This window comes from Ramlibacter sp. Leaf400 (assembly GCF_001424545.1).
Classification (GTDB): domain Bacteria; phylum Pseudomonadota; class Gammaproteobacteria; order Burkholderiales; family Burkholderiaceae_C; genus Ramlibacter.
Genome location: NZ_LMQL01000001.1, coordinates 39,791 through 66,399 on the forward strand (window position 1 = coordinate 39,791; position 26,609 = coordinate 66,399).

26 protein-coding genes are annotated in these 26,609 nt (G+C 68.8%); 14 read left to right on the plus strand and 12 right to left on the minus strand.

The window, feature by feature from the left end; translation table 11 throughout:
* Positions 1 to 21: 21 nt before the first annotated feature.
* The 5 genes from gspK to gspG are packed head-to-tail and all read right to left on the minus strand — an operon-like array spanning position 22 to position 3,015.
* Positions 22 to 1,005: a type II secretion system minor pseudopilin GspK gene (gene gspK / locus ASG30_RS00180; protein ID WP_268793554.1), complete on the minus strand. Its 984-nt coding sequence runs from the start codon at positions 1,003 to 1,005 to the stop codon at positions 22 to 24.
* The gene (locus tag ASG30_RS00185; protein ID WP_055890829.1) at positions 1,002 to 1,769 is read right to left on the minus strand and encodes a PulJ/GspJ family protein; all 768 of its coding nucleotides are present in this window, start codon (positions 1,767 to 1,769) and stop codon (positions 1,002 to 1,004) included. Before ASG30_RS00185 ends, gspK begins: the two co-directional genes overlap by 4 nt.
* A gap of 1 nt (position 1,770) precedes the next feature.
* Positions 1,771 to 2,127: a type II secretion system minor pseudopilin GspI gene (gspI, locus tag ASG30_RS00190; RefSeq protein WP_055890831.1), complete on the minus strand. Its 357-nt coding sequence runs from the start codon at positions 2,125 to 2,127 to the stop codon at positions 1,771 to 1,773.
* Positions 2,124 to 2,603 carry a pilus assembly FimT family protein gene (locus tag ASG30_RS00195; RefSeq protein WP_055890834.1) on the minus strand — a complete coding sequence of 160 codons (480 nt, stop codon included), beginning with the start codon at positions 2,601 to 2,603 and terminating at the stop codon, positions 2,124 to 2,126. The genes gspI and ASG30_RS00195 overlap by 4 nt, the downstream gene beginning before the upstream one ends.
* The gene (gspG, locus tag ASG30_RS00200) at positions 2,578 to 3,015 is read right to left on the minus strand and encodes a type II secretion system major pseudopilin GspG (protein ID WP_055890837.1); all 438 of its coding nucleotides are present in this window, start codon (positions 3,013 to 3,015) and stop codon (positions 2,578 to 2,580) included. Before gspG ends, ASG30_RS00195 begins: the two co-directional genes overlap by 26 nt.
* 41 nt (positions 3,016 to 3,056) lie before the next feature.
* On the opposite strand from gspG, the gene ASG30_RS00205 reads away from it, so the two are divergent.
* The gene (locus ASG30_RS00205; RefSeq protein WP_055890839.1) at positions 3,057 to 3,524 is read left to right on the plus strand and encodes a type II secretion system protein N; all 468 of its coding nucleotides are present in this window, start codon (positions 3,057 to 3,059) and stop codon (positions 3,522 to 3,524) included.
* On the opposite strand, the gene ASG30_RS00210 is transcribed toward ASG30_RS00205, so the two are convergent.
* From ASG30_RS00210 to ilvA, 3 genes are read right to left on the minus strand one after another with little or no spacing between them, the layout of a single operon-like run.
* The gene (locus ASG30_RS00210; RefSeq protein WP_055890842.1) at positions 3,521 to 4,069 is read right to left on the minus strand and encodes a histidine phosphatase family protein; all 549 of its coding nucleotides are present in this window, start codon (positions 4,067 to 4,069) and stop codon (positions 3,521 to 3,523) included. The two genes, ASG30_RS00205 and ASG30_RS00210, sit on opposite strands and share 4 nt — an antisense overlap.
* Positions 4,069 to 4,896, minus strand: a complete 828-nt coding sequence (gene cobS / locus ASG30_RS00215) for an adenosylcobinamide-GDP ribazoletransferase (protein WP_055890845.1) — start codon at positions 4,894 to 4,896, stop codon at positions 4,069 to 4,071. The genes ASG30_RS00210 and cobS overlap by 1 nt, the downstream gene beginning before the upstream one ends.
* The gene (gene ilvA / locus ASG30_RS00220) at positions 4,896 to 6,440 is read right to left on the minus strand and encodes a threonine ammonia-lyase, biosynthetic (protein ID WP_055890847.1); all 1,545 of its coding nucleotides are present in this window, start codon (positions 6,438 to 6,440) and stop codon (positions 4,896 to 4,898) included. Before ilvA ends, cobS begins: the two co-directional genes overlap by 1 nt.
* 126 nt (positions 6,441 to 6,566) lie before the next feature.
* Between ilvA and ASG30_RS00225 the strand changes: the two genes are divergently transcribed.
* On the plus strand, positions 6,567 to 7,862 hold the full coding sequence (locus ASG30_RS00225) for a hypothetical protein (RefSeq protein WP_235579705.1): 1,296 nt from the start codon (positions 6,567 to 6,569) through the stop codon (positions 7,860 to 7,862).
* Between the two features lie 50 nt (positions 7,863 to 7,912).
* Here the strand turns inward: ASG30_RS00225 and ASG30_RS00230 are convergent, their stop codons facing one another.
* On the minus strand, positions 7,913 to 9,031 hold the full coding sequence (locus ASG30_RS00230) for a porin (RefSeq protein ID WP_055891870.1): 1,119 nt from the start codon (positions 9,029 to 9,031) through the stop codon (positions 7,913 to 7,915).
* Between the two features lie 397 nt (positions 9,032 to 9,428).
* On the opposite strand from ASG30_RS00230, the gene ASG30_RS00235 reads away from it, so the two are divergent.
* Positions 9,429 to 9,881, plus strand: coding sequence for an OsmC family protein (locus ASG30_RS00235; protein ID WP_055890849.1), 453 nt, complete (start codon positions 9,429 to 9,431; stop codon positions 9,879 to 9,881).
* 7 nt (positions 9,882 to 9,888) lie between these two features.
* On the opposite strand, the gene coq7 is transcribed toward ASG30_RS00235, so the two are convergent.
* Positions 9,889 to 10,506 (minus strand): 2-polyprenyl-3-methyl-6-methoxy-1,4-benzoquinone monooxygenase, encoded by a 618-nt coding sequence (gene coq7 / locus ASG30_RS00240; RefSeq protein ID WP_055891873.1) that lies wholly within the window; start codon positions 10,504 to 10,506, stop codon positions 9,889 to 9,891.
* A 308-nt stretch (positions 10,507 to 10,814) separates the two neighbouring features.
* Between coq7 and ASG30_RS00245 the strand changes: the two genes are divergently transcribed.
* The 9 genes from ASG30_RS00245 to ASG30_RS00285 all read left to right on the plus strand — a co-directional run bounded on the left by ASG30_RS00245 (position 10,815) and on the right by ASG30_RS00285 (position 21,514).
* Positions 10,815 to 11,906 carry a porin gene (locus tag ASG30_RS00245; protein ID WP_055890852.1) on the plus strand — a complete coding sequence of 364 codons (1,092 nt, stop codon included), beginning with the start codon at positions 10,815 to 10,817 and terminating at the stop codon, positions 11,904 to 11,906.
* Positions 11,907 to 12,081: 175 nt separating this feature from the next.
* Complete coding sequence (locus tag ASG30_RS00250; RefSeq protein ID WP_235579707.1) at positions 12,082 to 12,774, plus strand: DUF3047 domain-containing protein; 693 nt, start codon at positions 12,082 to 12,084, stop codon at positions 12,772 to 12,774.
* Between the two features lie 98 nt (positions 12,775 to 12,872).
* A complete protein-coding gene (locus ASG30_RS00255; RefSeq protein WP_055890858.1) occupies positions 12,873 to 14,456 on the plus strand; it encodes an ABC transporter substrate-binding protein in 1,584 nt (527 codons plus the stop codon).
* Between the two features lie 191 nt (positions 14,457 to 14,647).
* The gene (locus ASG30_RS00260; protein WP_055890861.1) at positions 14,648 to 15,628 is read left to right on the plus strand and encodes an ABC transporter permease; all 981 of its coding nucleotides are present in this window, start codon (positions 14,648 to 14,650) and stop codon (positions 15,626 to 15,628) included.
* Complete coding sequence (locus ASG30_RS00265; protein WP_055890864.1) at positions 15,628 to 16,854, plus strand: M20 aminoacylase family protein; 1,227 nt, start codon at positions 15,628 to 15,630, stop codon at positions 16,852 to 16,854. The genes ASG30_RS00260 and ASG30_RS00265 overlap by 1 nt, the downstream gene beginning before the upstream one ends.
* A 42-nt stretch (positions 16,855 to 16,896) precedes the next feature.
* Positions 16,897 to 18,471, plus strand: a complete 1,575-nt coding sequence (locus ASG30_RS00270) for an ABC transporter substrate-binding protein (RefSeq protein WP_055890866.1) — start codon at positions 16,897 to 16,899, stop codon at positions 18,469 to 18,471.
* Positions 18,472 to 18,534: 63 nt separating this feature from the next.
* A complete protein-coding gene (locus ASG30_RS00275; RefSeq protein ID WP_055890869.1) occupies positions 18,535 to 19,446 on the plus strand; it encodes an ABC transporter permease in 912 nt (303 codons plus the stop codon).
* Between the two features lie 17 nt (positions 19,447 to 19,463).
* The gene (locus tag ASG30_RS00280; RefSeq protein WP_055891875.1) at positions 19,464 to 20,456 is read left to right on the plus strand and encodes an ABC transporter ATP-binding protein; all 993 of its coding nucleotides are present in this window, start codon (positions 19,464 to 19,466) and stop codon (positions 20,454 to 20,456) included.
* Positions 20,453 to 21,514, plus strand: coding sequence for an ABC transporter ATP-binding protein (locus tag ASG30_RS00285; protein ID WP_082521788.1), 1,062 nt, complete (start codon positions 20,453 to 20,455; stop codon positions 21,512 to 21,514). The genes ASG30_RS00280 and ASG30_RS00285 overlap by 4 nt, the downstream gene beginning before the upstream one ends.
* Before the next feature lie 13 nt (positions 21,515 to 21,527).
* On the opposite strand, the gene ASG30_RS00290 is transcribed toward ASG30_RS00285, so the two are convergent.
* Entirely contained in the window at positions 21,528 to 22,376 is an 849-nt protein-coding gene (locus ASG30_RS00290; RefSeq protein ID WP_055891883.1) for a MurR/RpiR family transcriptional regulator, read from the minus strand.
* 17 nt (positions 22,377 to 22,393) lie between these two features.
* A complete protein-coding gene (gene zwf / locus ASG30_RS00295; protein WP_055890872.1) occupies positions 22,394 to 23,848 on the minus strand; it encodes a glucose-6-phosphate dehydrogenase in 1,455 nt (484 codons plus the stop codon).
* A 184-nt stretch (positions 23,849 to 24,032) separates the two neighbouring features.
* On the opposite strand from zwf, the gene tal reads away from it, so the two are divergent.
* Together tal and pgi are read left to right on the plus strand one after the other, a co-directional pair.
* On the plus strand, positions 24,033 to 24,980 hold the full coding sequence (gene tal / locus ASG30_RS00300) for a transaldolase (RefSeq protein WP_055890874.1): 948 nt from the start codon (positions 24,033 to 24,035) through the stop codon (positions 24,978 to 24,980).
* Positions 24,981 to 24,982: 2 nt separating this feature from the next.
* On the plus strand, positions 24,983 to 26,542 hold the full coding sequence (gene pgi, locus ASG30_RS00305; RefSeq protein WP_055890877.1) for a glucose-6-phosphate isomerase: 1,560 nt from the start codon (positions 24,983 to 24,985) through the stop codon (positions 26,540 to 26,542).
* The last annotated feature ends 67 nt before the right edge of the window (positions 26,543 to 26,609 follow it).

Below are 26,609 nucleotides of genomic sequence, written 5' to 3' on the forward strand. Positions count from 1 at the left end.
CAACCGTACCACCCGAAGGCATCAGCGCCCGGACGATGGCGGGGCGACCGTGGTGCGGTCGACGACCCCGCGCTCGCGCCGCAGGGTGCGCACGTCCAGGCCGTCGCGCTGCACCAGCGAGCGTTCCTCCACGATCAGCCGGTCCATGCGCAGGCGCCCGCGCACCTCGAAGAAGCGCGAGGAGACGCCAACGGTGCCTTCGGTGAAGGCCGCGGCGTGGCCCGGCATGGCCGAGCTCGCGTCGGCGATGCCGCGGAAAGGTGAGAGCGAGCGGCGGGCGACCAGCTCCTGGGCGTCGGCCTGGGTGATGCCGTTGACCGCCGCATAGATGACCTTGGCCGCGGCCGTGTTGAGGTTGACCGGCGTGCGCGTGGGCAGCAGCGTGACGTAGGGCGTGAGCGTGGCGACCGTGGCGGGCGACAGGCCCAGCCAGACCAGCTGCTCGGGCTGCTGCGGCATCAGCGGCGCCTGCGAGGCCGAGCGGTTGTCGGTGCTGATGTCGGAGGCGAAGCGCAGGTTCTCGGCCATGCGGTTGAGCTCGCCCTGCGGCAGGCCCAGAAGCTCGAACAGGCGCTGGAAGCTGCGCATGCCGGTTTCGGAGACGCGTCCGGCCTCGACCAGGTTGGTGACGTTGAGCAGCGCCTGCTGGTCGGTCACGGTGCCCGAGAGGAAGACGTTGTCGGCGTCGCCGGCGTCGGTGGCCGCGCCGCCGGACTGCGCGGCCAGGAAGGTCGACAGGCGCGCCTCCTGCAGGGGCACGGCCCAGGGTTCGGCCAGGTGGTCGGCGCCGCCGGAGCGGCTGTCCTCGCGCAGGATCAGCCGGGCCCAGTCGAGCGCGCCGGTCAGCACCCAGGAGGCCTGCATGCGCGCCCGCTCGGCGGATTCCACTTCCACCGCCCGCCACTGCTGCCACAGGGCCGCGGCGGCGAAGGTGGCCACCAGCGTGACCGTGAGCATGGCGGTCAGGATGGCGGCGCCGCGCTGGCGCAGGCGGGCGCGGCTCACGATTTGCCTCCGCCCACGGTGGGCCGCACCCAATCGCGCACCAGGTCGCCGCTGATCGCCTGGCCGGCAGGGAGCGTCAGCACGATGCGGACGCCTTCGGGCAGCTGGGGAAGCCGCGGGTTCACGGCCGCAGGGGCGACCGGTGCCGGGGTGCCGGTGGGCCCCGTCGTGCTGGTGGTGGTGCTGGGGGTGCTGGGCGTGACGGTCGGCGTGGCGACGGGGGTGGGCTGGGTGAAGTCGCTCGAGAGCGGGTTGGTCCAGGCGTCCGAGCGGTAGAAGAAGACCTGCCAATCCTGCAGGGCGGTGATGGCGACGGCCGCGGCGTCCTCGGTGCCGGCTTGTCCCTGGGCCCAGGCGTCGGCGCGGACCCAGGCGTCCTCGACCTGGCCGCGGGTGGTCAGGGGCGGCGACTGCCAGCGGGTCCAGCGCGACACACCGCCGCTGACGCGCCGGCTCCAGCCGACCACGATCACGCCCTGGGCGACGGCGGCCGCGGACGCCGGGCGGGTCAGGCGCAGCACCCGACCGTTCCAGTCCAGCGCCGGCATCTGGGGCAGCTGCACCAGCGCGTCCAGGTCGGTGCTCCATTGCGCCAGGCCCATCTGCAGCGAGTGGATCTCGTCGGCCCGGGCCTGCGTGGTCTCCTGCGCCCGCACCATGCCGTCCAGCCCGCGCCAGCTCAGGACGGCCACCAGCGCGAGGACGAACAAGGCGACCATCAGCTCGATCAGCGTGAAGCCGGCGGCGCGGCGCCTGGAGGCCATCTCAGTACCTCCCGACCACGGTGGAGATGCGCAGCACCGGCCCGGACGCCTCGAACACCTGGGCGTCCACGCGCAGGAAGTTGGGGTTGGGCGTGGGCGCCACCGTCAGGGCCACCTCGAAATCGACATTGCCCTGGCGGCAGGCCGTGCGGCGCTCGCCCACCCCGGGCATCTGGCGCGCCAGACGCACCCGCCCCAGCTCGTTCTCGGCGCACAGCTGCGCGAGCAGCACGCTGGACTGACGCATCGCGTTGGTGGTGAGGGCGGCGGTGGCCTGCAGGCCGGCGACCAGCGCGATGGCGACGATGGCCAGGGCCACCAGCACCTCGATCAGCGTGAAGCCGGCGGCCTTCCTCATGGCGCGACCTCGGCGGTGACGAAGGGCCCGAGGCCGTCGGTGGCGATGCGCAGGATGCGCCCCTGGCCGGCGGCGGAACCGAGCACCACCTGCTGGCGGCCGATGATGGGTTCGGGGCCGAGCACGACGCGCCCCGGGCCCTGCACGACCACCGTGTCGGCGTGCAGCCAGTTCTGCGGCAGGCTGCCCTCGGGCAATCCTTCGAAGCGAAAGCCCCCCTCCACCGTGTGCCACACCACCGGCACGCCGGTGCTGCGCGACTGCGCGCGGGCGGATTCGAACAGGGCGGAGAGCCGGCGGGCTTCCTGCTCCAGGCGGGTGGAGGAGCTGTCGCGCAGGGCGAACGCGACGCCCGCGGTGGCGATGGCGATGATCGCCACCACCACCAGCAGCTCGATCAGCGTGAAGCCGCGCTGTGAAGGCGGGGCGGCGGTGCGTCTCGCGGCGCGGTCACTGCCAGGAGCCGACGTCCGCATTCTTGCCCTCGCCGCCCGGCTGGCCATCGGCGCCGTACGACATCACGTCGATCTCGCCTTTGACCCCGGGGTTGAGGTACTGGTACGGCCGGCCCCACGGGTCGTTGGGCAGCCGCTCGAGGTAGGGCTTCCAGTTGATCGGCTGGGGGCCGGCGCTGGGGCGGGCGACCAGCGCCTGCAGGCCCTGTTCGGCCGAGGGGTAGCGCTGGTTGTCCAGCCGATACAGCTTGAGCGCCTGCATCAGGTTGTTGACGTCGGTGCGGGCTGCAGTGGCGCGCGCGTCGTCGGCGCGATCCAGCACGTTGGGCACGATCAAGGCGGCGAGAACGCCGATGATCACCAGCACCACCATCAGTTCGATGAGGGTGAAGCCGGCCTGCAGCATGCGGCGGGTGGAACGGAACAGAGTCATCGAGAAGCCTGTGACCAAATCCGTTCAATGATAATCGTCGCATGGTGAGCGACAGGCCGGGCAACTGGACAGTACGCGGCGTGACCTTCGTGGTGTGGGCCGTGGCGGCAGCGAGTGCCGCCTACTGGGCGATGAAATTCGCCGGCGCCGATCCGTCCGTGCCGCGCGTCGCCGCGGCTTCGCGGCAGGCGGCGCCGGCCGATCCGATGGTGGTCGCGCGGTTGCTGGGACATACGGCCGGGACGCCTTCGGCCCCCGTCGCCGCGGCGCAGCCTTCCGCCGCCTCGCGCTTCAACCTGATGGGCGTGGTGGCAGGCAAGTCGCAGCAAGGCGCCGCGCTGATCGCCGTCGACGGCAAGCCGGCCCGGCCCTACCGCGTGGGCAGCGTGATCGAGGAAGGTCTGGTGTTGCTCTCGGTGCAGCCGCGCCGGGCCGTGCTGGGGCCGTCGATGGACGGGCCGGGCTCGGTCACCCTCGAATTGCCGGCGCTCAACGCCCCGGGCCGCTAGTTCTCCACCTCGTGGCACTCGACGCCGCCGAAAGGGACGGCTTCGCGCGGCCACTGGTCGGCCTTTTCCACGACCCGCACCCCGGCCAGCAGCAGGCGCACCGCGCGGATCACGCCGGCGTGGGTGATCCAGAGCACGTCGCCCTTGCCGCGGTCGCGGTCCAGCGCGCGCCGCACCCGTTGCAGCAGTTCCTGGACGCTTTCACCGCCGCCGGGGCGGTGCCGGGCGAAGTCGTGGGTCCAGGCGTCCAGGTCCGGCACGCCGATGGCGTCCCAGGGCCGGCCCTCCCAGTGGCCGAAGTCCATCTCCTGCAGGGCCGGGTCGGTCGTGAAGGGTCGGCCGGGGCGAAGCGATGTCAGCGCAGTCGCCAGTTGCAGGCAGCGTCGGGCGGGCGAGCAACGCAGGACCGCCTCGGGCGGCACGGCCTGGTGCAGCTGTCGCGCGGCCTGCTGCGTGAGCGCTTCGTCGGCGAGCAGGTCCAGGCGGCCGTAGCACAGGCCTTCCCCGTGGGTCACGGCCGCATGCCGCGCGAGCCACAGGCGCATCAGGCCGCCCCCAGCGCACAGGCGACGCCGAAATAGAAGCCCAGCTCGCACACCTGCTGGGTGGCGCCCAGCCCGTCGCCGGTGAAGCCCTGCAGGCGGCGGGACAGCAGCCGGTGCATCCACAGGAAGGCGAGGGCGCTGCCTGCCACGCCTGCGGCGATGGGCGCCAGCCCTTGCGCCAGCACAGCGACAGCGAGCGGCACGACGCACCAGGTGGCGCCGATCGCGACGGCGCCGATCGAGATCGCATCGGCCAGCGGCTTGCTCTTGGAGCCGGCGGCGTCGCCGATGTGCGCCAGGGTGCGGATCACTAGCAACGGCCAGAAGCGCGAGACCACGTGCGCCGCCAGGAGCGCGGCGAAGGCGGCGGTCGGTGACGCCGCGGCCAGCACCCCCAGCAAGCCGACCTTCATCAGCAAGGCGAGCACGAGCGCCATTGCGCCGAAGCTGCCGATGCGCGAGTCCTTCATGATCTCGAGCGCGCGCTGCCGGTCGGCAGAGCCCCCCAGGCCGTCGGCCAGGTCGGCCAGCCCGTCCTCGTGGAAGGCGCCGGTCATCCACGCGGTGCAGGCGGTCGCCGCCACCGCCGCGACCAGGGGCGTGAAGCCGGTGGCCGGCAGGACCAGCGAGACGATGGCGAAGGCGGCGCAGGCGGCGCTGCCCACCAGCCAGCCCACGCCGGGGAAGTGGGCCGCGCTCGCGCGCAGCATCTCGGGGCTGAAGCCGACCCAGCGGGCCAGCGATCCGGTGACCGGCAGGCGGGTGAAGAACTGCACCGCCACCAGGTAATGGCGCAGGAAGGTGCTGGCGCGCGCCGCGGGGGCCATCAGCTCCTCAGGAAGAGCCGGTAGACCGGGTTGGCGGTTTCCTCCACGTACGGGTAGCCGAGCGTGTCGAGAAAGTCCTGGAACGCCTTGCCGTCGGCCTCCGGCACCTGCAGGCCGACCAGGATGCGCCCGTAGTCGGCGCCCTGGTTGCGGTAGTGGAACAGGGTGATGTTCCACGTGGGCCGCATGTGGGAGAGGAACTTCATCAGCGCGCCGGGCCGCTCGGGGAAGATGAAGCGCAGCAGGCGCTCGTCGTGGGCCAGCGCCGAATGGCCGCCCACCATGTGGCGCACGTGCTGCTTGGCCAGCTCGTCGTGCGTGAGGTCCAGCGCCTCGAAGCCATGTCGCGTGAAGTTGGCGGCGATGCGCACGGACTCGCCCTTGCCGTGCGTGGTCAGGCCGACGAAGACGTGGGCCTTCTGCGCGTCGCTGATGCGGTAGTTGAACTCGGTGACGTTGCGCGCGCCGCCCGGCAGGCCGCCGATCAGCTCGCAGAAGCGCCGGAAGCTGCCGCGCTCCTCGGGGATGGTGACGGCGAACAGGGCCTCGCGTTCCTCGCCCACCTCGGCGCGCTCGGCGACGAAGCGCAGGCGGTCGAAGTTCATGTTGGCGCCGCAGAGGATGGCGGCGTAGGTCTCGCCGCGGGTCTTGTTCTGCGCCGCGTACTGCTTGATGGCGGCCACGGCCATGGCGCCCGCGGGCTCGACGATGGAGCGGGTGTCGACGAAGACGTCCTTGATGGCGGCGCAGACGGCGTCGGTGTCCACGGTCATGAACTCGTCGACCAGCTCGCGCGCCAGGCGGAAGGTCTCCTCGCCCACCAGCTTGACCGCGGTGCCGTCGGAAAACAGGCCCACATCCGACAGGCTGACCCGCTTGCGGGCCTGCACCGACTGCAGCATGGCGTCGGAGTCGTTCATCTGCACCCCGATCACCTTGATCTCGGGTCGCACGGCCTTGATGTATGCGGCAACGCCCGACACCAGGCCGCCGCCGCCGATGGCGACGAAGACGGCGTCCAGCGGGCCCTGGTGCTGGCGCAGGATCTCCATCGCGATCGTGCCCTGGCCGGCGATCACGTCGGGGTCGTCGAAGGGGTGGATGAACGTCAGGCCCTGGCGCTCGCACAGGGCGGCGGCATGCGTATAGGCGTCCGAATAGCTGTCGCCGTGCAGCACGACCTCGCCGCCGAGCGACTTGACGCCGTCGATCTTCAGCTGGGGCGTGGTCACCGGCATCACGATCACCGCGGGCGATCCCAGGCGGTGCGCCGCCATGGCGACGCCCTGGGCGTGGTTGCCGGCCGAGGCGCAGATCACGCCGCGCTTGAGCTCGTCGGGGGTCAGCTGCGCCATCTTGTTGTAGGCGCCGCGCAGTTTGAAGCTGAACACCGGCTGTTGGTCCTCCCGTTTGAGCAGGACCTTGTTGTGCAATCGGCGCGAAAGCGCCTTGGCCGGGTCGAGAGCGGATTCCACGGCGACGTCGTAGACGCGCGCGGTGAGGATCTTCTTCAGGTAGTCCGCAGGGGTGAGTTTCTTGGGCATTCGAAAGGCGTGCCGCCCGGGCAGTTGCGAGCGTGGCAACTCCGGTGTGACGACCGGACGGGCTTGTAACACTTTTCCGCTCATTTGGGCGCGGCGATTGCCACGCCCCTGCAGGAGGCATTGTCCGTGCATTTGGCTCAACCGCTCGCCGCCAACGATGTCGCGTTCCGCGCGGTGCGGGGTCGCACGGTGCCGATCCCCGAGACGCTGACGTCCATCCCGGGCTATCCGGAGAAGCTGCGCATCTTCCGCATCAAGGCCAGCCGCTTCTGGCAGGTGCGCTGCTGGTTCAAGGGCAAGACCTACACGCGCAGCCTGCGCACCACGTCCAAGCGCAACGCGATGAACCTGGCGCGCTGCTTCTTCGATGAGCTCGCGGGCAGGCTGTTCCGCCCCGAAGGCGATGAATACGACGTGCCGGCGCCTCGCCTGTTCGGCCAGTTGGCCGAGGCGATGTTCATGCACGAGGCCGAAAGGCAGGTGCGCGGTGAGTTCAGCCGCGGCTCGCTGCAGGTCATGCGCAACCGGCTGGACCTGCACATCCTGCCGGAACTCGGGACGCGGCCGATCCAGGCGATCGGGCACGTGCAACTGCAGGCCCTGGTGGCGCGCCTTGGCCGGGAAGGCTTCTCCAGCACGACGATCGCGCAGTACCTCGTGATCGTGCGAAAGGTGTTCAAGCTTGCCCGGCAACTCGGACAAGTGCGCGAGATGCCCGAGTTCCCGGTCATCAAGGTGCATTCGACGCCGCGCGGCGGGTTCAGCGCTGGCGAGTACGCCCGCATCCTGCGCGCGGCGCGGCGCCTGTGCGGCCACGAGCATCCCGTGGCGAAGACGCTCGGCGAGAGCAAGCGCTTCTGGATCCACCGGGATCTGCTCAAGATGCCCCCCGACGTGGCATGGGCCATCGGCTTCATGGTGAACACCTTCATCCGGCCCAGTGATCTGAAAGTCATGCGGCATCGCCACATCGAGGAGGTGCGGGGCAGCCACGTCTACCTGCGCATGAACCTGCCGGAGACAAAGCGGCATGACAAGCCGGTGGTGTCGATGCGAGCGGCCGTGCGGATCTACAAGGCGGTGAAGGCGGCCGCGGTGATGCAAGGCGGCGGCGGGCCGGACGACTATCTCTTCCTCCCGCAGATCCCGAATCGTGCGCACGCCCTGGCGGTCCTGAACTTCCACTTCCAGTGGGTGCTGAAGGAATGCGGCCTGACCTATGGGCCACTGGGCCAGCGGCGAACCCTCTATTCGCTCAGGCACACCTCGATCAGCTTCCGTCTTCTCTATGGGCAGGGCATCGACATGCTGACCCTGGCGAGAAATGCGCGCACCAGCGTGCAGATGATCGAGCGCTTCTACGCCGCCAGCCTGAGCGGCGAGATGAACGTCGGCCTGCTGCACAGCCGGCGCGGCAAATGAAAAAAGCCGCCCGAGGGCGGCTTCAAGTTTCTTGTTTGTTGTTGTGGCGATCAGAAGCTGTGACGCAGGCCGATGTCCAGGCCCGTCGACGAGCCGTTGGCGACCGGACCGGGCGCGGCACCCGGCACGGCCGACGAGGTCGCGCCGCTGCTGTTGGTCACCCGCGCGTAGGTGGTGTAGACCGCCGTGCGCTTGGACAGGTTGTGCACGTAGCCGAGAGCCATCTTGCGGCTGCGCGGCTCGGTCGTGCCGCCTTCCACCTGGTACTGCGAGACAGCAGCACGAATCTCGCCGCTGCCCACCGGGACGAGGCCGCCGATCAGGAAGCCGCGGCCCTCCGCAGCGCCGGCTTCGTCGAACGCGAAGTGGCCCATCAGCTTGGCGAAACCGAAGTCCCACTGGGCGCCGACGTTGTTCTGCTTGATGTCGCCGGCTGCGGCGTTGGTGCTGCTCATGCCCAGCGCCACGTTCAGCGGTCCGGAGGAATAGCCGATCCGCACACCGAGGCCGTTGCCGTCGTCTTCGGTCACGCCGGCCGTGCTCGGGTTCTCTCCGCGGTAGTGCTGGAGCTGGCCGTAGAAGCCGCCCAGGTTGCCCGGCAGGAAGTAGCCGAAGCTGTTGGAGGCGCGCACTGCGGTCGCACCGGTGATGGCGCTGCCGGTCACGCCGAGCAGGGTTTGCGTGGTGCCGGTACCGTTGGTGCCGAAGGGGTCGAACACGGTGAGGTTCCAGAACTGGGGCGTGTAGTCGCGGCCCAGGCGCAGCTCACCCCAGCCGCTACCCAGGCTGACGGTGGAACGGCGATTGAAGGTCAGCCCCTGCGTGCCCGGGCGAACCGGCGCGTTGGCCCCGGTCGCGGGCACGAAGGCGCCGACCGCCTGGTTGTTCGAGTTGGTGCCGGCACCTTGGCCGTCGTCGTTGCTGACGCCGGCTTCCAGCCAGAAGGAGGCCGACATGCCGCCGCCCAGGTCTTCGGTGCCGCGGAAGCCCAGACGCGAACTGTTGTAGCCCGAATTCGTCAGGCGGATGACGTTCCCCGCGCCGACGCCGCTGTTGGTGACGCGCTGCAGGGTGGCATCGACCACGCCGAAAAGCGTCACGGCCGATTGGGCGGATGCCAGCCCGGCGGCTGCAAGGGCAGCCAAGGCAGCTACCCTTTTGGAGGTGATTCCGGCATTCCAGTCGAGCTGTCTCCCTCGAAGGACGCTCTTTCCCGTCGTCAAGGTCGGGTTCGCCCAGTCGTATACCGGTTCTTCAGGACGGGTGCGCTCCGTAACCGCATGCTGCGATGCCCGTCATTCATCGGGTTGCAGCCCGGCAGCGATGCCGGCAGCAGTTCGTTCCAGTATGCGACAGGGCGCGAGCTCTGCAAAGGCGGAAAAAAGCCCCCGGGCCTTGCGATCCGGGGGCTAAGTCCACCATTGGAGAGGTGGAGGAGACAAGCGTCAGCACAACGACTCGTTATGCTTCGAATTCAGTATAGCCCCGGTTTGCTGCGTTGCAGCAAGAGGCTCGGGGGAGTCCGTGAACTTACGTACCCGCGATGTGGTCGGGAAGGAACAGTCGATGGAATGCACGGTCACCTGGACCGGCGCGGCGGGAACGCGCTCCGGCATGGGATTCGTGGCCGAGACCGGCAGCGGTCACGTGCTCGCGATGGATGGCGCGCCGGACGAGGCGCGTCCGGAGAACGGCGGGCGCAACCTGGCGCCCCGTCCGATGGAAACGGTGCTGGCGGGCACGGGCGGCTGCACCGCCTATGACGTGGTGCTGATCCTGCGCCGCGGCCGTCACGCCGTGAGCGGATGCTCGGTCCAACTGAAGGCCGAGCGCGCACCCACCGATCCCAAGGTATTCACCGCGATCCACATGCATTTCACGGTGACGGGGAAGGCGCTGCCCGCGCCCGCCGTGGAGCGGGCGGTCGCCATGAGTCACGAGAAGTACTGTTCGGCGACCGCGATGCTGGCCAAGACGGCGGTTGTGACCACCAGCTTCGAACTGGTCGAGGCGGGCTGAGCGCCGCTCAGATGTAGTGGGCCGTGGTCGTCATGACCTTGGCCGCAGCCCGCATCAGGCCTTTCGCGGCGGCGGGCAGTTCGACGCCCCCGGCGACGGCCGCCTGCGAAGCGTGGACGGCCTCGTCCTCCTTCATCTGGGCCACGATGGCGCGCGAAGCCAGGTCGGCGGCCGGAAGGCGATCGAGGTGGCCGGCGAGGTGCGCCTCCACTTGGCGCTCGGTTTCCAGCACGAAGCCCAGGCTGATGCGGTCGCCGAGCCGGCCGGCGACGAGTCCTAGCGCGAAGGCGCCTGCGTACCAGAGCGGGTTGAGCAGTGAAGGGCGGGCCCCAAGTTCGTCCAGCCGGGCGCGTGTCCAGGCCAGGTGGTCGGTTTCCTCGCGGGCGGCGCGTTCCAGATGGCCGCGCAACGCCGGATCGCGTGTGGCGGCGGCCTGGGCCGTGTAGAGCGCCTGGGCGCAGACTTCGCCGACGTGGTTCACCCGCATCAGAGAAGCCGCCTGGCGGCGTTCCTCCAAAGTGAGTGCGGTCTCACTTTCAATGGCTTCCGGCACGGGCCGGACGGCCCGGGATTGGGCGAAGAGGGTGCGCAATGCACTGTCGGCAGCGCCGAGGAGACGGTCCATCCCGTCAGTGTAGGAGGCCAGGGCAGGGCGGCGGCGAACCGTCGCGGTTGCCAAGGAACTCACGACCGGAGGGGCTTGGCGGCCGAGTTTGTTGCACCGTTCCGACTCTTCCGGCCGGCCATGTTGTCCCGGCGCCACGAAAAGACCAGTCAGGGGCTAAATCCTTTGCCTAGCAAAAGACGCTCTGGTGCAATAGCGCCAACTTCCCAAAAGGAGGTTGGCCCGGGGATCCGGCGGGAGCACGAATGTGCCTGCATCGAGTGAACCCTTCGCACCGGAGCCCTATGTTTAACCTTGGAGAAACTTGCATGAAGAAATCTCTAGTTGCCTTGGCTGTGCTGGCCGCCGCCGGTACCGCCTCCGCCCAGTCGTCCGTCACCCTGTTCGGCGTGATCGACGCCACCGTGCAGCGCGTGTCCAACAGCGGTGGCGGCAGCGTCACCCGCCTGACCGACTCCGGCTACAACAGCTCGCGTCTGGGCTTCCGTGGCACGGAAGATCTGGGCGGCGGCATGTCGGCCTCCTTCTGGCTGGAAGCCGGCGTCAACAACGACGACGGCCAAGGCGATGCGACCAGCGCCAACAACCAGGCCATCGGCGCCTTCGTGCCTGCCACCGGCGCCAACGCCCCGGTTCGCTCCGGCACCCAGGGCCTGACCTTCAATCGCCGTTCCACGGTCAGCCTCGCTGGCGGCTGGGGTGAACTGCGTCTGGGTCGTGACTACACCCCGCAATTCTGGAACCTGACCACGTTCGATCCGTTCGGCACCAACGGCACCGGCACCACCCAGACGCTGAACTCCAGCATCACGGGCCCGACCGCTGTCCGCGCTTCCAACAGCATCGGCTACTTCCTGCCGGGTAACCTGGGCGGCTTCTACGGCCAAGTCCAGCACTACCGTGGTGAGAACGCCAGCACCGTGGCCAACGAAGACGACGGCAACGGCACCGGCCTGCGCGTCGGCTACGCCGCCGGCCCGATCAACGTGGCCCTGAGCGTTGCCCGCACCGAGCTGCTGACCGGCGACGCCAAGTTCGCCAACATCGGCGCCCAGTGGGACTTCGGCGTTGCCAAGCTGATGGGTCACTACAACCGTGAAGAAGTCGGCGCCACCGAAGGCGACGGCTGGCTGCTCGGCGCCCTGGTGCCGGTCGGCGCTGGCGAAATCCGCGTGTCCTACTCGCAGTACGAGCTGGACACCGCTGGTGAGCCGCGCAGCCGCAAGATCGCTCTGGGCTACGTGCACAACCTGTCCAAGCGCACCGCCGTGTACACCACGGTTGCTCGCGTGCGCAACGACGGTGGCGCCGCTGCCTCCGCCGTTCCGGGCGCTGCCGGCAACCCGAGCGTGAACAGCAACTCCACCGGTTTCGACCTGGGTGTTCGCCACAGCTTCTAATTCAAGGGCTGGTTCGCCAGCTTGAAAATAAGAAACTTGAAAGCCGCCTTCGGGCGGCTTTTTTTATGGAAATGAACATGGCTGGCTATCTCGGATGATGTCGATCAAGGGCGGTGCGCGCGCCAGCCTTGCCTGTGCCGCCGCGCTCCTGGCGGGTTGTGCATCGCCCCCCGCGGTGGAAACGATCGATGCCAGTGCGTGGGCCAAGGCCTCCCGCATCTCGGCGGCCCAGCCTGTGCCGCGGGCCACCTGGGAGCACGTGCCGCTGCTTGGCAAGGCGCCGGTGCAATTCGTCGGCCTGCGTGACGAAGGTCGGGCGGCGGTTTCGGCCACGGCGGTTTCGGCCGCCAGCGTGCTTCGCAAGCGCGTGCACATCGACCCGCAGGACCTCGGCCGGCTGCGCTTTTCCTGGAAGGTGCCCGAATTGATCGAGGCGGCCGACATCGCCACCCGGGAAGCCGACGACTCGCCGGTTCGCATCATCCTGGCCTTCGAGGGCGACCGCTCCCGGTTCTCGGCCAAGGACGCCCTGCTGGCCGAACTGATGCGCACCCTCACCGGCGAGGAGATGCCATATGCGACCCTGATGTACGTGTGGTGCAACAAGCGCCCCGCAGAAAGCGTCGTGCGCAGCCCGCGGACCGATCGCGTCCGCAAGTTCGTGCTCGAATCCGGCGCCGGCCGGCTCGGGCAATGGCTCGACTACGACCGCGACGTGCGCGCCGATTTCGAGCGTGCCTTCGGCGAGCCCCCGGGCGCCTTGGTCGGGGTCGGCATCATGACCGACAGCGACAACACGCGCAGCACCGCCAGCGCGCTGTACGGCCCCCTCAGGCATGTTTCACCGCCCGCCTCCGGGCGGCGCTGATCCCTCCGGCAGGCCGGCGGCGGCCGGGGGAAACCCTTTTGACGACCGCCGCCCCCCGCTGCATAGTCCCGCTCTCCCAACAATTCCACGAGGGTTTCATGAGGATCAAGTACGCACTTGTGTGCGCCGCGGCCGCGGCCGCCATGGCCAGCACCCCGGCCGTGCAAGCGAAGACGTTCCGCTGGGCGAGCGCCGGCGAGATCTCCACCTGGGACATCCATTCCCAGAACAACGCGCTGCAGAACGGCATCCACGCCGCGGTCTACGAGACGCTGGTCTACTACAACAGCCGCACGTTCAAGATCGAGCCGGTGCTGGGCGCCTCCTGGAACCAGGTCACGCCGACCCAGCTGCGCGTGAACCTGCGCCAGAACGTCAAGTTCCACGACGGCAGCCCGTTCACCGCCGACGACGCGGTCTACTCGCTGCAGCGCGCGATGATGAAGACGTCGAACTTCACGCCCTACACGGCCGGCATCGACCGCGTGGTGAAGGTCAACAGCAACACGATCGACATCTTCACCAAGAACCCGAACCCCGTGCTGCTCAACCAGCTCACCGAGCTGCGCATGATGAGCAAGGCCTGGGCGGAGAAGAACAACTCGGTCGAACCCAAGGACATCCGCAACGTCACGCAGGAGACGTTCGCCAACCGCAACGCCATGGGCACCGGCCCCTTCATGCTCAAGCAGTGGGTGCCGGACCAGCGCATGGTGATGGAGCGCAACCCCAACTGGTGGGGCAAGCTCGAAGGCAACCTGACCGAGATCGTCTACACGCCGATCAAGTCGGAGGCCACCCGCGTCGCCGCGCTCCTGTCCGGTGAAGTCGACCTGGTGCTCGACCCGAGCCCGCAGGACCTCGCGCGCCTGCGCAACAACGGCAACCTGAAGGTGATCGACGGCGTCGAGAGCCGCACCATCTTCTTCGGCCTGGACACCTTCCGCGACGAACTGCCCGGCTCCAACGTCAAGGGCAAGAACCCGCTGAAGGACCAGCGCGTGCGCAAGGCGCTGGCCCAGTCGATCGACATCGACAGCCTGATGCGCGTCACGATGCGCGGGCTCGGCCAGGCCACCGGCACGCTGATCGCGCCGCAGGTGAACGGCTGGAACGAAGACCTGCACAAGCGCGCGCCCTTCGACCTGGAAGGCGCCAAGAAGCTGCTGGCCGAGGCGGGTTACCCGCAGGGCTTCGAGGTCGACTTCGCCTGCCCCAACAACCGCTACATCAACGACGAGGAAATCTGCCAGGCCGTCACCGCCATGTGGGCGCGGGCCGGCGTGCGCGCCAAGCTGCGCACCCTGCCGCTGGTGACGTACTTCCCGATGATCCAGCGCTACGAAGCCAGCATCTACATGCTCGGCTGGGGCGTGCCGACCTTCGACGCGATGTACAGCCTGCAGTCGCTGGTGCGCTCGGTGGGCACGGACGGCGACGGCAACTACAACGTCGGCCGGTTCAGCAACCCGAAGATCGACGCCGTCATCGACCGTGCGAAGGTCGAGACCGACACGCTGGTGCGCAACCGCCGGCTGGTCGAGGCCCTGCAGATGAGCAAGGACGACGTGTCCCACATCCCGCTGCACAACCAGATCATCCCCTGGGCGATGAAGAAGAACGTCGAGGTGGTGCACCGTCCGGACAACCGCATCGACTGGCGCCTGGTCTCGGTGAACTGACACCGCGGGTCCACGGCGGCTGAGCCGCCGCACCCACCGGGGCGAGGGAGCGCTTTGCGGCGCCCCTCGCCTGCTCGTTTCGGGGCCATGGCCCTTCTTTCGACCTCTTGTTCGCGCCGCGCGCCCCTCGTTTTCACCGGGGCTGGCCCGCAGCTTGCTCTGCTAGCATCGCCCCCGCTGTTGTCCAACCAATGTTTGCTTTCATCCTCCGTCGCCTCATGCAGGCCGTGGTGGTCATGGTCACCGTGGCCTTCATCGCCTTTCTGCTGTTCCAGTTCGTGGGCGACCCCGTCGTCTTCCTGCTCGGCCAGGACGCCACGCCGGACCAGATCCGCGAACTGCGTGCCGACCTGGGCCTGGACAAGCCTTTCTTCATCCAGTTCTGGCACTTCCTGCTCAACGCGGTCCAGGGCGAGTTCGGCCTGAGCCTGCGCCAGGGCGCCAAGGTCTCGCGGTTGATCGCCGAGCGCTTCCCCGCCACGCTGGAACTGGCCCTGGTCGCGGCCTTCCTCGCGCTGGCCATCGGCATCCCGATCGGCGTCTATTCCGCGCTGCGCCGCGGCACCTTCCTCAGCCAGGCGTTCATGACGCTGTCGCTGCTGGGCGTCTCGCTGCCGACCTTCCTGATCGGCATCCTGCTGATCCTCATCTTCGCCGTCACGCTGGGCTGGTTCCCGAGCTTCGGCCGCGGTCCGACGGTGCAGATCGGCTGGTGGTCCTCGGGGCTGCTCACGCCCAAGGGCTGGCACCACATCGTGCTGCCGGCGGTGACGCTGGCCATCTTCCAGCTCACGCTGATCATGAGGCTGGTGCGCGCCGAGATGCTCGAGGTGCTGCGCACCGACTACATCAAGTTCGCGCGCGCGCGCGGCCTGTCCAACCGCGCCATCCATTTCGGCCACGCACTGAAGAACACGCTGGTGCCGGTGATGACCATCACCGGCCTGCAGCTGGGCGGCCTGATCGCCTTCGCCATCATCACGGAGACGGTCTTCCAGTGGCCGGGCATGGGCCTGCTGTTCATCCAGGCGGTGACGTTCGCCGACATCCCGGTGATGGCGGCCTACCTGTGCCTGATCGCGCTGATCTTCGTGGTCATCAACCTCGTGGTGGACCTGCTGTACTTCGCGGTCGATCCGCGCCTGCGCGTGGGCGGCGGCAGGGGGCACTGATGCTGAGCGCCGTCCCGTCTTCCCGGCTCAAGGCCAATGGGCGCGCCTTCGCGCACATCACGCAGTACCACCCGGAGCTCACCGCCTTCCGCAGGGACCTGCACGCGCATCCCGAGATCGGCTTCGAGGAGGTCTACACCTCCGGCCGGGTGAAGGAGGCGCTGCGCCTGTGCGGCGTCGACGAGATCCACGCCGGCCTCGGCAAGACCGGCGTGGTCGGCGTGATCCGGGGGCGCCAGACGGCCAGCGGCCGCATGATCGGCCTGCGCGCCGACATGGACGGCCTGACCATGTCCGAGAACAACGAGTTCGCCTGGAAGTCCTCGCGCGCCGGGATGATGCACGGCTGCGGCCACGACGGACACACCGCCATGCTGGTGGGCGCGGCCCGCTACCTGGCCGAGACGCGCAACTTCGACGGCACGGCCATCGTCATCTTCCAGCCGGGTGAAGAGGGCTTCGCCGGCGCCAAGGCCATGATCGAGGACGGCCTGTTCGACCGCTTCCCGGTCGAATCCGTCTACGGCATGCACAACTGGCCCGGGCTGCGCCCCGGCACCATCGGCCTGAGCGCCGGCCCGATGATGGCCGCGGCCGACAAGGTGACGATCGAAATCACCGGCAAGGGCGGCCACGGCGCCCACGCCTACCTGGCGGTCGACCCGGTGCTGGTGGCGGCGCACATCATCACGGCGGTGCAGAGCATCGTCTCGCGCAACGTGCGCCCGGTCGACGGCGCGGTGATCAGCCTGTGCGCCCTGCAGGCCGGCGACGTCCACGCGATGAGCGTCATTCCCGGCAAGGCCACCCTGGTGGGCACCGTGCGCACCTTCACCCCCGACGTGCAGGACCTGGTGGAGCGCCGCCTCACCGAGCTTTGCAGCGCCGTCGCGCTGGGCTTCGGCGCCACCGCCAGCGTCCACTACGAACGGGTGTATCCCGCCACCACCAACACCACGCGCGAGGCGATGTTCGCCGCCGACGTGGCCGAGTCGCTGGTGGGCGCCGACCATGTCGTGCGCGACCTGGAGCCAAGCATGGGTGCGGAGGACTTCTCCTTCATGCTTCAAGTCAAGCCAGGTGCCTACATGCGCATCGGCCAGGGCGGCGAAGGCAGCTGCATGCTGCACAACAGCCGCTACGACTTCAACGACGAGATCCTGCCACTGGGCTCGGCGCTCCACGCCAGCCTGGTCGAGCAGGCGCTGCCGCTCACCGCGGCCTGACCCCTTTCCCCACGCCTACCCTTTCACGAAAAGGAGCCAAAGATGAAGATGAAGACCACGCTGCTGTACGCCGCACTCCTGTGCGCTTTCGCCGGCGCTGCCTCCGCGCAGACCGTGCGCGTCGCCAACCAGGGCGATGCCCTGTCGATGGACCCGCACTCGCTGAACGAGTCGCTGCAGCTGTCCGTCACCAGCAACGTCTACGAGCCGCTGGTCGGCCGCAACAAGGACCTCTCGCTGGCGCCTTCGCTGGCCACGTCCTGGAAGCAGACCTCGCCGACGGTGTGGCGCTTCGAGCTGCGCAAGGGCGTCCAGTTCCATGACGGCTCGCCGTTCACCGCCGACGACGTGCTCTTCACGATGGCCCGCACGCAGGTCGACGGCTCGGACATGAAGAGCTACACCAACGATGTGAAGGCCGTGCGCAAGATCGACGACCACACCGTCGAGATCGAGACCAACGCGCCGTTCCCGATCCTGCCGGACGTGCTCACGCAGGTCTTCATCATGAGCAAGAAGTGGTGCGAGACCAACCAGGCCACGCGCCCGGTCGACCGCCGCAAGGGCGTCGAGAACGCGGCTTCGTTCCGCGCCAATGGCACCGGCCCGTACCGCCTGCGCGAGCGCCAGCCGAACGTGCGCACCACGTTCGTGCGCAACGGCAACTACTGGGGCAAGATCGAAGGCAACGTTCAGGAGGTGATCTTCACCCCGATCGGCAGCGATGCCACGCGCGTCGCCGCCCTGCTGTCGGGCGAAGTCGACGTGATGGAGCCCGTGCCGGTCCAGGACATCGACCGCATCAGCTCCTCGCCCAACGCGCAGGCCCTGGTCGCGCCCGAGCTGCGCACCATCTTCCTGGGCATGGACCAGAAGCGCGACGAGCTGCTGTATTCCAGCGTCAAGGGCAAGAACCCGTTCAAGGACAAGCGGGTGCGCCAGGCCTTCTACCAGGCCATCGACATCGACGGCATCAAGCGCACCGTGATGCGCAACGTCTCGCTGCCCACCGGCCTGATGGTCGGCCCCGGCATCAACGGCTTCGTGCAGGAGCAGAACAAGCGCCTCCCGTACGACCCCGAAGCGGCCAAGAAGCTGCTGGCCGAAGCCGGCTACCCCAGCGGCTTCGAGGTCACGATGAACTGCCCCAACGACCGCTACGTCAACGACGCGCGCATCTGCCAGACCGTGGCGGCCAACCTGTCGCGCATCGGCGTCAAGATCAACCTGGCGGCCGAGACCAAGGGCACCTACTTCCCGAAGATCCTGCGTCGCGACACCAGCTTCTACCTCCTGGGCTGGACGCCGAGCACCTACGACTCGCACAACGCGATGAATGCGCTGATGGCCTGCCCGGACGACAAGGGCGCCGGCCAGTTCAACCTGGGCAGCTACTGCAACCCGGAGTTCGACAAGCTCACGCGCGCGGTCCAGTCCGAGACGGACAAGGCCAAGCGCATGGCGATGATCAAGCAGGCGTTCGACATCCACACCAATGATGTCGGCCACCTGCCGCTGCACCAGCAGTCGCTGGCGTGGGGCGTGAGCAAGAAGGTCAAGGTGGTCCAGCGCGGCGACAACTACCTCGACTTCAAGTGGATCACCGTCCAGAAGTAAAGCATTGAGCAGGCCCGACGCCGCGGGGCCCCCGTCCCGCGGCGTTCGTCCATCAAGGATCCCATGAGACAGACGCTCGCCCGCTGGTTCGACAGCGACATCGGCTACAGCTTTCGCAATTCGCCGGTGGCCATCATGGCCGCCATCATCGCCTTCGTCTGCGCGTTCTGCGCCGCCTTCGCCGGCTTCGTCGCGCCGCACAACCCGTTCGACCTCACCACGCTGGTGCTGTCCGACGCGCGCCTGCCGCCGGCCTGGGAGGCCGAGGGCAGCAGCAAGTACCTGCTGGGCACGGACGACCAGGGCCGCGACATCCTCTCCGCCCTGATGTACGGCGCCCGCATCTCCCTGGTGGTGGGCCTGGTCTCGGTGGTCCTGTCCATGTTCATCGGCGTGGCCCTGGGCCTGCTCGCCGGGTTCAAGGGCGGATGGATCGACGGCTTCCTGATGCGGCTGTGCGACGTGATGCTCAGCTTCCCCGCCATCCTCGTGGCCCTGCTGATCGCCGGCGTCGGCCGCGCGCTCTTCCCGAACGCGCACGACACGGTGGCCTTCGGCGTGCTGATCGTCTCGATCACGCTGACCGGCTGGGTGCAGTACGCGCGAACCGTCCGGGGCTCCACCCTGGTCGAGCGCAACAAGGAATACGTGCAGGCCGCGCGCGTGACCGGCGTGGCGCCGCTGCGCATCATGGTGCGCCACGTGCTGCCCAACGTCATGGGCCCGGTGCTGGTGCTGGCCACCATCCACGTGGCCACGGCCATCATCACCGAGGCGACACTGTCCTTCCTTGGCGTGGGCGTGCCGCCCACCTCGCCCTCGCTGGGCACCCTGATCCGGGTGGGCAACGACTACCTGTTCTCGGGCGAGTGGTGGATCACCATCTTCCCCGGGCTGATGCTCATCCTCATTGCCCTGTCGGTGAACCTGCTGGGCGACTGGCTGCGCGACGCGCTCAACCCGCGCCTGCAGTGACGGACCGTGAGAACAAGATGAGCCTCCTCGAAGTCAAGAACCTCGTCGTCGAGTTTCCCAACCGCCGCGGCACGCTGCGCGCGCTGGACGACATCTCCTTTTCCATCGCCCCGGGCGAGATCCTGGGCGTGGTGGGCGAGTCCGGCGCCGGCAAGAGCCTGACCGGCGCGTCCATCATCGGCCTGCTGGAGCCGCCGGGGCGCGTCGCGTCCGGGCAGATCATGCTGGAAGGCCAGCGCATCGACAACCTGTCGCAGGACCAGATGCGCCACGTGCGCGGCCGCAGGATCGGCGCGATCTTCCAGGATCCGCTGACCTCGCTGAACCCGCTGTACACGGTGGGACGGCAGCTCACCGAAACCATCCAGGCCCACCTGCCGGTGGACGCGGCCGAGGCGCGCAAGCGCGCCATCAGCCTGCTGGAAGACACCGGCATCCCGGCGGCGGCCGAGCGCATCGACCACTTCCCGCACCAGTTCTCCGGCGGCATGCGGCAGCGCGTGGTGATCGCCCTGGCGCTCGCGGCCGAGCCCAAGCTGATCGTGGCCGACGAGCCCACCACGGCGCTGGACGTGTCCATCCAGGCGCAGATCATCCAGCTGCTCAAGCGCATCTGCCGCGACCGCGGCGCGGCCGTGATGCTCATCACGCACGACATGGGCGTGATCGCCGAGACCTGCGACCGCGTGGCCGTGATGTACGCCGGTCGCATCGCGGAGATCGGTCCGGTGCACGAGGTGATCAACACGCCCGCGCATCCCTACACGCTGGGCCTGATGGCCTCGATCCCGGACATGGAAGTCGAGCGCGAGCGCCTCAACCAGATCGACGGCGCGATGCCGCGGCTGAACGCCATCCCGACCGGCTGCCCCTACAACCCGCGCTGCCCGCGCGCCTTCGATCGCTGCAGGCGCGAGCGCCCCGAACTGCTGGACGCCGGCGCCACCCGCGCCGCCTGCTGGCTGCACGACGCGCACCAGACCACCGCACTGGCAGGAGCCACGGCATGAGCGCCATCGCCACCGACATCCAGGCGTCGGCGCAGCCGACGGCCACCGCCCTGCAGGGAGCCACGCCCGGCCCGCTGGTGCAGGCGCGCGACCTCGCCAAGACCTTCGACGTCTCGGCGCCCTGGCTCAACCGCGTGATCGAGCGCAAGCCGCGCCAGCTGCTGCATGCGGTGGACGGGGTGAGCTTCGACATCGAGAAGGGCCAGACGCTCGCGCTGGTGGGCGAGTCCGGCTGCGGCAAGAGCACCGTGGCGCGCCTGCTGGTGGGCCTGTACGAGCCCACCCGCGGCGACCTCATCTTCGACGGCGTGGAAGCGCACAAGGTGTTCAAGACCGGCGAAGGCCGCAAGCTGCGCCGGCGCATCCAGATGATCTTCCAGGACCCCTATGCCAGCCTCAACCCGCGCTGGAAGGTGGAGGACATCGTCGGCGAGCCGCTCAAGGAGCACGGCATCGTCACCGAGGCCGCCCAGCTGAAGGAGCGCGTCGGCCAGCTGCTGCAGAGCGTCGGCCTGTCGCCGCTGGACATGGTGAAGTACCCGCACCAGTTCTCCGGCGGCCAGCGCCAGCGCATCTCCATCGCGCGCGCGCTGGCCACCGAGCCGGAGTTCCTGGTCTGCGACGAGCCCACCAGCGCGCTGGACGTGTCGGTGCAGGCGCAGGTGCTCAACATCATGAAGGACCTGCAACGCAAGCAGGGCCTGACCTACCTGTTCATCTCGCACAACCTGGCCGTGGTGCGCCACGTCTCCGACCAGGTGGGCGTGATGTACCTGGGCCGGCTGGTGGAGCTGGCCGGCAAGCACCAGCTGTTCGGCAACCCCCGGCATCCGTACACGCGGATGCTGCTGGATGCCATCCCGAAGATGCACGACACCGGCCGCTCCCGCACGCCGGTGCAGGGGGAGGTGCCCAACCCGCTGAATCCGCCCGCCGGCTGCGCATTCAACCCGCGCTGCCCGCATGCCAACGAGCGTTGCCGCGTCGAGCGCCCCGCACTGTTGACGATCGGCGGCATCCGGGTGGCCTGCCACGCGGTGGAAGAAGGCCGGATCTAGGCCCTGCCGAGGACTAGGCGTACCGCTTGGTCCTCAAGTTGTTCTTCATCTCCCGCAGCAGCGGCTGCAGGCGCGCACCGCCGATCCTCAGCGCCACCGTGGTGGCCAGCACATCGATCACCATCAGGTGCAGCAGCCGCGACACCATCGGGCTGTAGCGGTCGTAGCCCTCGGGGTGGTCGGCCGCTAGGTGGATGTGCCCGGCGGCCGCCAGCGGCGAGCCGCTGGAGGTGATCACGATCGTCGTCGCGCCGTTCTTGCGCGCGATGTCGCACGCATCCATCAGGTCGCGCGTGCGCCCCGAGTTGGAGATGACCACCGCGCAGTCGCCGGGGCCGAGCAGCGACGCCCCCATCACCTGCAGGTGCCCGTCGCTGTAGGCGATGGTGTTCACGCCCAGGCGGAAGAACTTGTGCTGCGCATCCTGCGCCACGATGCCCGAGTTGCCGGCGCCGTAGAAGTCGATGCGCCGACCGGTCTGGTAGGTCGCCGCCAGCGCCGCGCAGGCCCGCTCGATCGCGTAGGTCGACGCATCGTTGCGGTACTTCAGGAAGGCCGCCACCGTGTTGTCGATGACCTTCACCAGCACGTCGGAGGTCTTGTCGTCCGGGTCCACGCTGCGGTGGATGAAGGGCACGCCTTCGCTCACGCTGCCGGCCAGCTTGAGCTTGAAGTCCGACAGCCCGTCGTAGCCCATGCTGCGGCAAAAGCGCACGACGGTCGGCTTGCTCACGTGGGCCCGCTCGGCCAGCTCGCTCACCGGCAGGTTGGCAAAGGCGCGGGGGTCGCCCAGCACCAGCTTGCCCACGCGTTGCTCCGCGGTGGCCAGGGAGGGGAGGGATGCCTTGATGCGGTCGAGCATGGTGCCGCCCGCGGACGTCACTGCTCTTCGCTCCAGCAGAAACCGTCGCGCGCGATCATCGCGCTGGCCGCGCTCGGCCCCCAGCTGCCGGCCGCGTAGGACCGCAGCCCGCTGGAGTTGCCGCGCCAGCTGTCCAGCAGCGGCTCCACCCAGCGCCAGGCGGCTTCCTGCTCGTCGCTGCGCACGAACAGGTTGAGCCGGCCGTCGATCACGTCCAGCAGCAGGCGCTCGTACGCGCCCACGCGCTCGGAGCCGAAGCGCTTGTCGAAGTCCAGGTCCAGGTGCACCGGCGTCAGCGATTGCAAATGCCGGCGGTTTTCCTGCCCCTGGGCCAGCAGGTGCAGCTCCAGCCCGTCGCGCGGCTGCAGGTCGATCACCAGCCGGTTGCCCGCGCCCAGCGGCGTGTTGAAGATGGCGTGCGGCGCCGGCCGGAAGTTCACCGCGATGTGGGCGTCGCGCGCCGCCAGCCGCTTGCCGGTGCGGATGTAGAACGGCACGCCCGCCCAGCGCCAGTTGGCGATCTCGGCGCGCAGCGCCACGAAGGTCTCGGTCGTGCTCTCGTGCGGAACGCCGGGCTCCTGCCGGTAGCCTGGCACCGGCTCGCCGGCCACCGTGCCCGGGCCGTACTGGCCCCGGATCGCGTGCTGCGCCATGGTCTCGGGCGTCCAGGCACGCAGGGAGCGCAGCACCTTGAGCTTCTCGTCGCGGATGGCGTCGGCATCGGAACTGATCGGCGGCTCCATCGCCAGCGCACACACGAGCTGAAGAGCATGGTTCTGCACCATGTCGCGCAGCGCGCCGGTGCTGTCGTAGAACGCGCCGCGCTTTTCCACGCCGATGTCCTCGGCGATCGTGACTTCGATGTTGGCGATCGTCTCGCGGCGCCACAGCGGCTCGAACAGCGAATTGCCGAACCGCAGCGCGAACAGGTTCTGCACCGACGGCTTGCCCAGGTAGTGGTCGATGCGGAAGATCTGCTGCTCGCTGAAGGCGCGCCGCACCGTCTCGTTGATCTCGCGGTTGCTGGCCAGGTCGTGGCCCAGCGGCTTTTCCAGGACGATGCGGGTGTTCGCAGTGGCCAGCCCGGCGGCGGCCAGCTGCTCGCAGGCCAGGGTGAACAGCGTGGGCGCGGTGGCGAGGTACATCACGACCTGGTCGGCTCCGCGGTGCACCAGCTTGTCCTTCAGGCGCGCGTAGTCCTCGGGTTTCGAGAGGTCCATGCGCACGAAGTGCAGCAGCTGGGCGAAACGTCCGAATTCCTCGGGGCTGGGCCGTTTGGCCAGGTCCACGTTCTCGAAGCGCTGCTGGATCAGCTGCCGGTACTGCTCATTGCCCAGGTCGTCGCGGGCCACGCCGATGATGCGGCCGTCGGCCGGCAGCGTGCCGTGGCGGAACGCCTGGAAGAGGGCGGGGAGAAGCTTGCGCCAGGCCAGGTCGCCGGTGCCGCCGAAGAGGACGAGGTCGAAGCTCATGGTTCCTTGGTGTCGGGGACGAGCGGTTACTGTAACTTCGTTTCATGATTTCCGACCCTGGGGCGGGGTCGGGCGCCCGCAGCTCTAGCTTAGAGAACGGCTTGCGCGGCGTAATCCGATTACGGCTCCTCCATTCGGGCCATGCCGGCCCGGTCGCCGCCCCAGCGCCGATAATCGCAAGGCCATGAACCAACTCGACGCCCTCAAGCAGTTCACCACCGTCGTCGCCGATACGGGCGACTTCCGCCAGCTCGCGCAGTTCCAGCCGCAGGACGCCACCACCAACCCGTCGCTCATCCTGAAGGCGGTGCAGAAGGCCGACTACGCGCACCTGCTCGCCGAGACGATGGCCCAGTACCGCAAGCAGCCGCTGGACGAGACCATGGACCGGCTGCTGGTGCGTTTCGGGCGCGAGATCCTCTCGATCATTCCCGGCCGCGTGTCCACCGAGGTCGACGCCCGCCTGAGCTTCGATGCCGATGCCTCGTTCGCCCGCGCGGAACGAATCATCGCGATGTACCGTGCCGAAGGCGTGCCACCCGAGCGGGTGCTGATCAAGGTCGCGTCCACCTGGGAAGGCATCCAGACCGCCGCCCGCCTGGAACAGCGCGGCATCCGGACCAACCTCACCCTGCTGTTCTCGTTCTGCCAGGCGGTCGCCTGCGGCCAGGCCAAGGTCCAGCTCATCTCGCCCTTCGTGGGCCGCATCTACGACTGGTACAAGAAGTCGGCCGGCACGGGATGGGACGAGGCCGCCAACGCGGGGCCGAACGACCCGGGCGTGCAGTCGGTGCGGCAGATCTACCTGCACTACAAGCATTTCGGCATCAAGACCGAGGTGATGGGCGCGAGCTTCCGAAATACGGGCCAGATCCTCGCGCTGGCCGGCTGCGACCTGCTGACCATCAGCCCCGAACTGCTGGCCCAGCTCGCCGGTTCGGATGCACCGGTGCCCCGGGCGCTCGATCCGCAGCAGGCGAAGAATACCGACCTGCCGCCGGTGAGCTATGACGAAGCCGGCTTCCGTTACGCGCTCAACGAGGACGCGATGGCGACCGAGAAGCTGGCCGAGGGCATCCGCGCCTTCGCGGCCGATGCGGTCAAGCTCGAGAAGCTGATGAAGGAGGCCTGAGCATGGCCTCCCCTGCGTTTCCCCGCTGCGACGACACCGGGGCATGGAAAGCCCTGCGGCAGCATTTCGACGGCACGGGGCGCGGCTTCGACGCGCGGCAGGCGCTCCAGGCCGATCCGGCGCGCGTGCAGGCGTTCAGCCTGGAAGCCCCGCAGGTGTTCGCCGACCTGTCCAAGAACCTGCTCGATGCGCAGGCCGACCGCCTGCTGCTGCAGCTGGCCCAGGAGTGCGGATTGACGGCGCAGCGCGACGCGATGTTCGCCGGCGAGAAGATCAACGCCACCGAAGGCCGCCAGGTCATGCACTTCCTGCTGCGCGCGCCGCGGCAGGGCGGGGCGGATGCCCGGTTGTCGGCCGAGCTCGCGCAGGTGCACGAGACGCTAGCCCGCATGCTGGCTTTCGCCGAAGAGCTGCGGACCGACGCCAGCATCACCGACGTGGTGAACATCGGCATCGGCGGCTCCGACCTGGGGCCGCAGATGGCCACTCTCGCGTTGGACTCGTTCGTCGCGCCCGGCAAGCGCTTTCACTTCGTCTCCAACATCGACGGGCATGAGCTCGCGGCGGTGCTGCGCCAGCTCAAGCCCGAAGGCACGCTGTTCCTCATCGCGTCCAAGACCTTCACCACGGTGGAGACCATGACCAATGCGCGCTCGGCGCGCCAGTGGTTCACGCAGCAGGGCGGGCGGGACGTGTCGCGCCATTTCGCGGCGCTGACCACCAACGTCCAGGCGGCGGCCGAATTCGGCATCGGGCGCACCTTCGGGTTCTGGGACTGGGTGGGCGGCCGGTATTCGATGTGGTCGGCCATCGGCCTGCCCATCGCCATCGCGGTGGGCGCCCAGCGGTTCCGCGAGCTGCTGGACGGTGCGCATGCGATGGACCGGCACTTTCGCGAGCAGCCCCTGGAGCGCAACCTGCCGGTGCGCCTGGCGCTGCTGGACGTCTGGTACCGGGGCTTCCACGGCTTCACCAGCCGCAGCGTGGCGCCCTACCACAGCGCCTTGCGCCGCCTGCCGGCCTACCTGCAGCAGCTGGAGATGGAGAGCAACGGCAAGCGCGTCGACCGCCAGGGGCGCGAGCTGCCCTACGCAACATCGCCGGTGGTCTGGGGCGAGCCCGGCACCAACGGGCAGCACGCGTATTTCCAGATGCTGCACCAGGGGACCGACGTGGTCCCTGTGGAGTTCATCGCCGTGAAGAAGCCCGAGCACGGGCTGGCCGAACACCACCCGCAGCTGCTGGCCAACGTGCTGGCCCAGGCCGCGGCGCTGATGCAGGGCAAGTCCGATCCCGGCGGCCACCGGCATTTCCCCGGCAACCGGCCCAGCACGATGCTGCTGCTCGACCGGCTCGATCCGCGAAGCCTCGGCGCGCTGGTCGCCCTGTACGAGCACCGTGTCTTCTGCGCGGGCGCCCTGTGGGGCATCAACAGCTTCGACCAGTGGGGCGTGGAACTGGGCAAGGTGCTGGCCAAGGACATCGCGCCCCGCCTGGCCTCGGGCGACACGGTCGGGCTCGATGCGTCGACGGCGGCCCTGGTGCAGCGCCTGCGGGATTGAGCTAGGCGCGGCTGATCCGTGCTCCTATGATGTGACTGGGGGACTTGCCCCGATCGAGGAGAACCGG